This is a genomic window from Dietzia sp. 179-F 9C3 NHS, from assembly GCF_045369825.1.
Taxonomy (GTDB): Bacteria; Actinomycetota; Actinomycetes; order Mycobacteriales; family Mycobacteriaceae; genus Dietzia.
Genome location: NZ_JBIQES010000001.1, coordinates 344,516 through 353,385 on the forward strand (window position 1 = coordinate 344,516; position 8,870 = coordinate 353,385).

An 8,870-nucleotide genomic window follows, 5' to 3' on the forward strand; every position below is an offset into this window, starting at 1 on the left:
ACGGCCCAGCCGTCTGGTCGTGCGCAAAGGACGAACACAGCGCGCGGCGGGACGCCGGCCTCCCGATCACGGGAGGTCGAAGACCCACACAAGAGAACACACGACACTCTTCGCGATAGGCCCACGACGGTGATGGGCGGCCCAGAAGGCCGACCGTCCGCCGTGTTGCATGGGAACCGTTGCGAGAAAGGAACATGGTCCATCCATGTCGATGACCGACCCCATCGCGGACATGCTGACGCGTGTGCGTAACGCCAACTCGGCGTACCACGACACCGTCTCCATGCCGCACTCCAAGCTCAAGGGCAACATCGCGGCGATCCTCAAGCAGGAGGGTTACATCTCCGATTTCGCGATCGAGGACGCCGAGGTGGGCAAGAAGCTCGCCATCGATCTCAAGTACGGCCCGTCGCGCCAGCGCAGCATCCAGGGCATCCGCCGCGTCTCGAAGCCCGGTCTGCGCGTGTACGCCAAGTCCACCAACCTGCCGAAGGTCCTCGGCGGCCTGGGCGTCGCGATCATCTCGACGTCCCAGGGTCTGCTCACGGACCGCCAGGCCACCAACAAGAAGGTGGGCGGGGAAGTCCTCGCCTACGTCTGGTAAGGGGGCGAAGAATGTCTCGTATCGGCAAGGCTCCGATCACCGTCCCGTCCGGCGTCGACGTCAAGGTCGACGGCCAGACCGTCACCGTCAAGGGCCCCAAGGGTGAGCTCACCCAGGACATGCCCTCGCCCATCACCGTCGCGGTGTCCGACGGCACCATCTCGGTGACCCGTCCCGACGACCACCGCGAGAACCGTGGCCTGCACGGCCTCACCCGCTCGCTGGTCAACAACATGGTCGTGGGCGTGACCGAGGGCTACAAGCAGGACATGGAGATCTTCGGCGTCGGTTACCGCGTCGTGGCCAAGGGTAAGGACCTCGAGTTCTCGCTGGGCTACTCGCACACGGTCCCCGTCGAGGCCCCCGAGGGCATCACGTTCGCCGTCGACGGCGCCACGAAGTTCTCGATCTCCGGAATCGACAAGCAGCAGGTGGGCCAGATCGCCGCCAACATCAAGCGTCTGCGGAAGCACGATCCCTACAAGGGCAAGGGCATCCGATACGCGGGCGAGCAGGTCCGTCGCAAGGTCGGAAAGACGGGTAAGTGATCATGAGCAGCACCAAGAAGCGTTCCCCGCTGGGCACCGACGCCTCGACCGCGCGCCGCATCGGCCGCACCCGGCGTCATTCCCGGCTCCGCAAGAAGGTCTCCGGTACCCCGGAGCGGCCGCGGCTGGTGGTCAACCGGTCCTCGCGGCACATCCACGCCCAGATCGTCGACGACCTCGCCGGCCGCACCCTGGCCTCGGCCTCGACCCTCGAGGCCGACGTGCGCACCGTCGAGGGCGACAAGAAGGCCCGCAGCGCGAAGGTCGGCCAGCTCCTGGCCGAGCGCGCCAAGGCGGCCGGGATCGATGCCGTCGTGTTCGACCGTGGCGGCAACCGCTACCACGGCCGGATCGCGTCGCTCGCCGACGCCGCCCGCGAGGGTGGGCTGGAGTTCTGATGATCAACATCACTGCACTGACCGCTAATGGAAGGACCGTCTGATGCCGGGACGTCAGCGTCGTGACGGCGGAAGCAACGGGCCCGCCGGCGACAACACCAACCCCCGTAACGACAACCGTGGCGGCGGCGACCGCGGCCGCGGTGGTCGCGACAACCGCGGCCGCGGCCGCCACGACGACGCCGAGAAGTCGCAGTACATCGAGCGCGTCGTCACCATCAACCGTGTCTCCAAGGTCGTCAAGGGTGGTCGGCGCTTCAGCTTTACCGCCCTCGTGATCCTCGGTGACGGCAACGGTATGGTCGGCGTCGGCTACGGCAAGGCCAAGGAGGTGCCGGCCGCGATCCAGAAGGGCGCGGAGGAGGCCCGGAAGAACTTCTTCCGCGTCCCGCTCATCGGCTCCACCATCCCGCACCCGATCCAGGGCGAGGACGCCGCCGGCGTCGTGCTCCTGCGCCCGGCCTCGCCGGGTACCGGTGTGATCGCCGGTGGCGCCGCGCGCGCCGTGCTCGAGTGCGCCGGCGTCAACGACATCCTGTGCAAGTCGCTGGGGTCGGACAACGCGATCAACGTGGTCCACGCGACCGTGGCCGCGCTCAAGGGTCTGCACCGTCCGGAGGAGGTCGCGGCCCGCCGTGGCCTGCCCATCGAGGACGTGGCGCCCGCGGGGATGCTGCGCGCGCGTGCCGGACAGGGGGCGTAGATCATGGCGAACCTCAAGATCACCCAGGTCCGCGGCGTCGTCGGGGCCAAGCAGAACCAGAAGGACTCCCTGCGCACCCTCGGCCTCAAGGGCATCCGTAAGTCGGTCGTCCGCGAGGACAACGCGCAGACCCGGGGTCTGATCAACGTCGTGAACCACCTCGTCGTGGTCGAAGAGACGGAGTGATTCCATGACCATCAAGTTGCACCACCTGCGCCCAGCGCCCGGTGCCCACACCGACAAGACCCGCGTGGGTCGCGGTGAGGGCGGCAAGGGCGGCAAGACCGCCGGCCGCGGTACCAAGGGCACCAAGGCCCGCAAGAACGTCCCCGCGGCGTTCGAGGGCGGCCAGATGCCGATCCACATGCGGCTGCCGAAGCTCAAGGGCTTCACCAACCGCAACAAGGTCGTCTTCCAGGTCGTCAACGTCTCCGACATCGAGCGGCTGTTCCCGAACGGTGGCGAGGTCGGCAAGGCCGAGCTCGTCGCCGCGGGCGCAGTCCGCAAGAACCAGCCGGTCAAGGTGCTGGGCGACGGGGAGATCTCCGTGGCTGTCACCGTGACCGTCGACAAGGTGTCCGCGTCGGCCAAGAGCAAGATCGAGGCCGCCGGCGGAAGCGTGACGGAGGCCGGGGCCTGATCCCCGCCCGACCCGCGTGCGGGTCGTCGTCGGGAGGCAGGGGCCGGGTCCGAGTGTCTCGGATCCGGCCCCTGCACCCGTCTTGGTAGAGTTTTTCCTGTTGTGCGCTCGGGGCTGACGGTCCCTCTTCGCGGCGCGCGCCAGCTTCGACGACGGAGCGGCCCGGACCGGGCCGTCCATGACCAGGAGGACATGTGCTCTCCGCACTCGCGTCCGCGTTCAAGGACCGGGACCTGAGGAAGAAGATCCTGTTCACGCTCGGGATCATCATCCTGTACCGGATCGGCGCGCAGATCCCGTCGCCGGGCGTCCACTACCCCATGGTCCGCAGCGCGCTCGACGCTGCCGAGGGCGGCGACCAAGCGCAGCTGTACTCGCTGGTCAACTTGTTCTCCGGTGGTGCGCTCCTCCAGCTGTCGGTGTTCGCGATCGGCATCATGCCGTACATCACGGCGAGCATCATCGTGCAGTTGCTCACCGTGGTGATCCCGTACTTCGAGCAGCTCAAGAAGGAGGGGCAGTCGGGTCAGGCCAAGATGACCCAGTACACGCGCTACCTCACCATCGCGCTCGCGCTCCTCCAGTCGGCGGGCATCGTCGCCCTTGCCGACCGCGGCCAGCTCCTGGGCAACGGCCAGTCCGTGCTCGTAGACAGCGAGATCTTCACGCTCATCACCATCGTCGTGGTGATGACCGCGGGCGCCGCGCTCGTCATGTGGTTCGGCGAGCTCATCACCGACCGCGGCATCGGCAACGGCATGTCGCTGCTCATTTTTGCCGGCATCGCCGCGCGCATCCCGGCCGAGGGCGTGAACATCTACCAGAACTCGTCGATGCTCAAGTTCATCGCGGTGATGGCCGCGGTCGTGCTCATCGTCGTCGCCGTCGTCTTCGTGGAGCAGGGCCAGCGCCGCATCCCGGTGCAGTACGCCAAGCGCATGGTGGGTCGTCGCCAGTACGGCGGCACCTCCACCTACCTGCCGCTCAAGGTCAACCAGGCCGGCGTCATCCCGGTGATCTTCGCGTCCTCGCTCATGTACGTGCCGATCCTCATCAGCCAGCTGGTGCAGGGGCCGGAGCCGTCCGGCGACGGGTTCTGGCAGCGCTACGTCATGCAGTATCTGCAGAACCCGTCGAGCGCGGTGTACATCATCGTCTACTTCGCGCTGATCCTGTTCTTCGCCTACTTCTACGTGGCCATCCAGTTTGATCCGATGGAGCAGGCCGAGAACATGAAGAAGTACGGCGGCTTCATCCCCGGCATCCGCCCGGGCCGCCCGACCGCCGAGTACCTGGGCTACGTGCTCAACCGCATCCTGCTCTTCGGCTCGCTGTACCTCGGCCTCATCGCCGTCCTCCCGAACATCTTCCTGGACATGGGCTCCGGGGGTGGGGACATGCAGAACATGCCCTTCGGCGGCACCGCGGTGCTCATCATGGTCTCCGTGGGGCTCGACACGGTCAAGCAGATCGAGGCCCAGCTCATGCAGCGCAACTACGAGGGATTCCTCAAATAAGAAAGGCTGGTCACCACACCATGCGTCTCGTCCTCCTCGGCCCTCCCGGCGCCGGCAAGGGAACCCAGGCCGCCCTGCTCTCCGAGAAGCTCGGTGTGCCGCACATCTCGACCGGCGACCTGTTCCGCGCGAACATTTCGCAGGGCACCGATCTGGGCAAGGAGGCGAAGAGCTACATCGACGCCGGCAACCTCGTCCCAGCCGACGTCACCAACCGCATGGTCGAGGCCCGCATCGGCGAGCCGGACGCCACCGAGGGCTTCCTCCTCGACGGCTACCCGCGCAGCGTCGAGCAGGCGGACGCTCTCAAGGGGATGCTCGCCGACGCCGGTGCCTCCCTCGACGGCGTGCTCGAGTTCAAGGTGGACGAGGAGACCGTGGTCCAGCGTATGCTCGCGCGCGGCCGGGAGGACGACACGGAAGACGTCATCCGCAACCGGATGTCGGTGTACAAGTCCGAGACGGCCCCGCTGCTCGAGTACTACGGCTCCGAGGTCACGACGATCGACGCGGTCGGCGAGGTCGAGGAGATCAACGCTCGCGCCCTCACGGCCCTCGGTCGCTGAGTCCCGCCGCGGTGTTCGGCAGGTCCCGTAAGGGCGTCGTCCCGGCCCGGACGCCGGGCGAACTCGACGCGATGGAGGCCGCGGGGCGGATCGTCGGCCGGGCGCTCGTCGCCGTGCGCGACGCCGCGACGCCCGGCGCCACCACGGCTGACCTCGATGCCCTCGCCGAGCAGGTGATCCGCGACGCCGGGGCAGTGCCCTCCTTCAAGGGGTACGAGGGCTTCCCCGCGTCCATATGCTCGTCGGTCAACGAGGTCGTGGTGCACGGGATCCCCGGCGTCGGCACGGTCCTCGCCGAGGGGGACCTCGTCTCGGTGGACTGCGGGGCGATCCTCGACGGCTGGCACGGCGACTCCGCGTGGACCTTCGGTGTCGGCAGGCTCGACCCCCGCGTGGACACCTTCAACGAGGCGACCCGTGAGGTCCTCGAGGAGGGGATCCTCGCGATGCGCCCCGGAAACCGGCTCACCGACGTCTCCCACGCCCTCGAGGTGGCCACGCGCCGCGCCGAGGAGCGCCACGGGCTGGCCCTCGGGATCGTCGACGGCTACGGGGGCCACGGCATCGGTCGCGAGATGCACGAGTGGCCCTTCCTCGCCAACGAGGGCAGGGCCGGCAAGGGGCCGCGCCTGCAGGTGGGTTCAGTCCTGGCCGTCGAGCCGATGCTGGTCCTGGGAGGCGGGACCGCGACCCACGTCCTCGGGGACGACTGGACCGTCGTCACCGCTGACGGCGCGCCGGCGTCGCACTGGGAGCACACCGTCGCCGTCACCCCCGACGGGCCGCGGATCCTCACTCCTCGCCCCTGACCCGCACCGGGCGGACGGCATCGCGCGCGATTGGCGAACCGTGCATCCCTGCCGTAGTCTGATACGCCGGTGTGCCCACCAGTGCACCACCTACCGGTAGACGATCACCTGGGAGAACACCCGGGCGAGATGGAGGACCGTAACCAGCATGGCAAAGAAGGACGGAGCCATCGAGGTCGAGGGCCGCGTCGTCGAGCCGTTGCCGAACGCTATGTTCCGCATCGAGCTGGAGAACGGCCACAAGGTCCTCGCCCACATCAGCGGCAAGATGCGGCAGCACTACATCCGCATCCTGCCGGAGGACCGCGTGGTCGTGGAGCTCTCGCCCTACGACCTCACCCGCGGTCGCATCGTCTACCGCTACAAGTAAGACGCTCAACTCCCCGTATCAGCCGTCCCGCCCCTCCGGGCGGGACGGAGACACACCCCCGGACGCGGAGGCCGGGGCCCCGGGCCGGGTGCTCATCGTGAGATGACCGCACGGACCGAGGACGGTCGGGGAGCAGACCTACCGCACGACGAAAGAGAATCGCCACATGGCACGTCTTGCCGGCGTCGATCTCCCTCGCGACAAGCGCATGGAGATCGCGCTCACCTACATTTTCGGCATCGGTCGCACTCGGTCGCTGGAGATCCTGGAGCGGACGGGCATCAGCCCTGACCTGCGCACCAAGGATCTCACCGACGAGCAGCTGTCGACCCTTCGTGACGACATCGAGGGCAACTACAAGGTGGAGGGCGACCTCCGCCGTGAGGTGCAGGCCGACATCCGTCGCAAGATCGAGATCGGCTGCTACCAGGGTCTGCGTCACCGCCGGGGTCTCCCCGTCCACGGACAGCGGACCAAGACCAACGCCCGTACCCGTAAGGGACCGAAGAAGACCGTCGCCGGAAAGAAGAAGTAATGCCCCCCAAGTCACGCGCTGCGGGCCCCAAGAAGTCGGGTCGCCGCAGGGATAAGAAGAACGTCGCTCACGGCCAGGCCCACATCAAGAGCACGTTCAACAACACCATCGTCTCGATCACCGACCCCTCGGGCGCCGTCATCTCCTGGGCGTCGTCCGGTCACGTCGGCTTCAAGGGGTCTCGTAAGTCGACGCCCTTCGCCGCCCAGCTCGCCGCCGAGAACGCGGCCCGCAAGGCGCAGGAGCACGGCATGAAGAAGGTCGACGTGTTTGTCAAGGGCCCCGGTTCGGGTCGTGAGACCGCGATCCGCTCGCTGCAGGCCGCCGGCCTCGAGGTGGGCACGATCTCCGATGTCACCCCCCAGCCGCACAACGGCTGCCGTCCGCCCAAGCGGCGTCGAGTCTGAGGCCGAAGGAGCTAGAGAACAATGGCACGTTACACCGGCCCTGCCACCCGCAAGTCGCGCCGTCTCGGCGTGGACCTCGTGGGTGGGGACACCGCCTTCGAGCGTCGGCCCTTCCCGCCCGGCCACCACGGCCGCGCGCGGATCAAGGAGTCCGAGTACCGCCTCCAGCTGCAGGAGAAGCAGAAGGCCCGCTTCACCTACGGCGTCATGGAGAAGCAGTTCCGTCGTTACTACGAGGAGGCCAACCGCCGCGCCGGCAAGACCGGTGAGAACCTCCTCCAGATCCTCGAGTCGCGTCTGGACAACGTCGTGTACCGCGCGGGTCTGGCGCGCACGCGACGCCAGGCCCGTCAGCTCGTGAGCCACGGTCACTTCCTGGTCAACGACCAGAAGGTCACCATCCCGAGCTACCGAGTCTCGCAGTACGACATCATCGACGTCCGTCCCAAGTCCACCAAGATGGACTGGTACGAGATCGCCGCCGAGACGCTCGGCGAGCGTCCCGTGCCGGCGTGGCTGCAGGTCGTCCCCACGACGCTCCGCATTCTCGTCCACCAGCTCCCCGAGCGCGCCCAGATCGAGGTGCCGCTCCAGGAGCAGCTGATCGTCGAGCTCTACTCGAAGTGATCTGTCCTCCCCCGTCGCCGGGCGGGCCGCACACCGCGGTCCGCCCGGCGACGGTGGGTTCCTACGGCGTCAAATAGCGGACGCCGAGAATCGAAAGAGGTAGCACATGCTCATCTCCCAGCGGCCCACCCTCACCGAGGAGGTCGTGTCCGAGAACCGCTCGCGGTTCGTGCTCGAGCCCCTCGAGCCCGGATTCGGCTACACCATCGGAAACTCTCTGCGGCGCACGCTGCTCTCGTCCATCCCGGGCGCGGCGGTCACGAGCATCCGCATCGAGGGCGTCCTCCACGAGTTCACCACCGTGCCGGGCGTCAAGGAGGATGTCACCGACATCATCCTCAACCTCAAGGGCCTGGTCGTCTCCTCCGTGGAGGACGAGCCCGTCACCATGTACCTCAAGAAGCAGGGCCCGGGCGCCGTCACCGCCGGCGACATCGTGCCGCCGGCCGGCGTGGAGGTCCACAACCCGGACCTGCACATCGCGACTATCAACGAGAAGGGCCGCCTGGAGATCGAGCTCGTCGTGGAGCGTGGCCGCGGCTACGTTCCCGCCGGCCTCAACAAGGACGCGGGTCACGAGATCGGCCGCATCCCGGTCGACTCGATCTACTCGCCCGTCCTCAAGGTGAGCTACAAGGTCGAGGCCACGCGTGTGCACCAGCGCACCGACTTCGACCGTCTGGTCCTGGACGTGGAGACGAAGAACTCCATGACGGCCCGTGACGCGCTGGCCTCGGCCGGCAAGACGCTGGTCGAGCTCTTCGGCCTGGCCCGTGAGCTCAACGAGGAGGCCGAGGGTATCGAGATTGGCCCCAGCCCCGCCGAGGCCGACCACATCGCGGCGTACGGCATGCCGATCGACGACCTGGAGCTCTCGGTCCGGTCCTACAACTGCCTCAAGCGCGAGGGTGTCCACACGGTGGGCGAGCTCGTGGCCCGGAGCGAGTCGGACCTGCTCGACATCCGCAACTTCGGCCAGAAGTCGATCGACGAGGTCAAGGTCAAGCTCGTGGAGCTGGGCCTCTCGCTCAAGGATGCGCCCCCCGGGTTCGACCCCGCCTCGGTGGCCGGCTACGACGCCGAGACCGGCACGTGGTCGAACGACGACGGTGGCGACGCCTACCTCGAGACCGAGCAGCTCTGACG

Annotated in this window: 14 protein-coding genes; all 14 read left to right on the forward strand. The window is 67.7% G+C overall.

The features are described from left to right. Window positions 1-205: 205 nt before the first annotated feature. The 14 genes from rpsH (at window position 206) to ACH0BZ_RS01725 (ending at window position 8,868) form a co-directional block, all read left to right on the forward strand. Window positions 206-604 (forward strand): 30S ribosomal protein S8, encoded by a 399-nt coding sequence (gene rpsH / locus ACH0BZ_RS01660; RefSeq protein WP_406896144.1) that lies wholly within the window; start codon window positions 206-208, stop codon window positions 602-604. Window positions 605-615: 11 nt separating this feature from the next. Continuing rightward, on the forward strand, window positions 616-1,152 hold the full coding sequence (gene rplF / locus ACH0BZ_RS01665; RefSeq protein ID WP_406896146.1) for a 50S ribosomal protein L6: 537 nt from the start codon (window positions 616-618) through the stop codon (window positions 1,150-1,152). 2 nt (window positions 1,153-1,154) lie between these two features. Beyond that, a complete protein-coding gene (rplR, locus tag ACH0BZ_RS01670; protein ID WP_406896147.1) occupies window positions 1,155-1,550 on the forward strand; it encodes a 50S ribosomal protein L18 in 396 nt (131 codons plus the stop codon). Window positions 1,551-1,593: 43 nt separating this feature from the next. Then, entirely contained in the window at window positions 1,594-2,253 is a 660-nt protein-coding gene (rpsE, locus tag ACH0BZ_RS01675; protein ID WP_406896148.1) for a 30S ribosomal protein S5, read from the forward strand. A 3-nt stretch (window positions 2,254-2,256) separates the two neighbouring features. Beyond that, on the forward strand, window positions 2,257-2,439 hold the full coding sequence (gene rpmD / locus ACH0BZ_RS01680) for a 50S ribosomal protein L30 (RefSeq protein ID WP_406896149.1): 183 nt from the start codon (window positions 2,257-2,259) through the stop codon (window positions 2,437-2,439). A 4-nt stretch (window positions 2,440-2,443) separates the two neighbouring features. After that, window positions 2,444-2,893, forward strand: a complete 450-nt coding sequence (gene rplO / locus ACH0BZ_RS01685) for a 50S ribosomal protein L15 (RefSeq protein ID WP_406896150.1) — start codon at window positions 2,444-2,446, stop codon at window positions 2,891-2,893. 194 nt (window positions 2,894-3,087) lie between these two features. After that, a complete protein-coding gene (gene secY, locus ACH0BZ_RS01690; protein WP_406896151.1) occupies window positions 3,088-4,410 on the forward strand; it encodes a preprotein translocase subunit SecY in 1,323 nt (440 codons plus the stop codon). Between the two features lie 20 nt (window positions 4,411-4,430). Beyond that, the gene (locus tag ACH0BZ_RS01695) at window positions 4,431-4,976 is read left to right on the forward strand and encodes an adenylate kinase (protein ID WP_406896152.1); all 546 of its coding nucleotides are present in this window, start codon (window positions 4,431-4,433) and stop codon (window positions 4,974-4,976) included. An 11-nt stretch (window positions 4,977-4,987) separates the two neighbouring features. Next, on the forward strand, window positions 4,988-5,785 hold the full coding sequence (gene map, locus ACH0BZ_RS01700; protein ID WP_406896154.1) for a type I methionyl aminopeptidase: 798 nt from the start codon (window positions 4,988-4,990) through the stop codon (window positions 5,783-5,785). Between the two features lie 148 nt (window positions 5,786-5,933). Beyond that, on the forward strand, window positions 5,934-6,155 hold the full coding sequence (gene infA, locus ACH0BZ_RS01705) for a translation initiation factor IF-1 (RefSeq protein WP_005140011.1): 222 nt from the start codon (window positions 5,934-5,936) through the stop codon (window positions 6,153-6,155). A gap of 166 nt (window positions 6,156-6,321) precedes the next feature. Then, entirely contained in the window at window positions 6,322-6,690 is a 369-nt protein-coding gene (rpsM, locus tag ACH0BZ_RS01710; protein WP_406896156.1) for a 30S ribosomal protein S13, read from the forward strand. Then, window positions 6,690-7,097: a 30S ribosomal protein S11 gene (gene rpsK / locus ACH0BZ_RS01715; protein ID WP_406896157.1), complete on the forward strand. Its 408-nt coding sequence runs from the start codon at window positions 6,690-6,692 to the stop codon at window positions 7,095-7,097. Before rpsM ends, rpsK begins: the two co-directional genes overlap by 1 nt. A gap of 21 nt (window positions 7,098-7,118) precedes the next feature. Continuing rightward, window positions 7,119-7,724 (forward strand): 30S ribosomal protein S4, encoded by a 606-nt coding sequence (rpsD, locus tag ACH0BZ_RS01720; RefSeq protein ID WP_406896159.1) that lies wholly within the window; start codon window positions 7,119-7,121, stop codon window positions 7,722-7,724. Between the two features lie 106 nt (window positions 7,725-7,830). Next, window positions 7,831-8,868 carry a DNA-directed RNA polymerase subunit alpha gene (locus ACH0BZ_RS01725; protein ID WP_406896161.1) on the forward strand — a complete coding sequence of 346 codons (1,038 nt, stop codon included), beginning with the start codon at window positions 7,831-7,833 and terminating at the stop codon, window positions 8,866-8,868. Window positions 8,869-8,870: the final 2 nt, after the last annotated feature.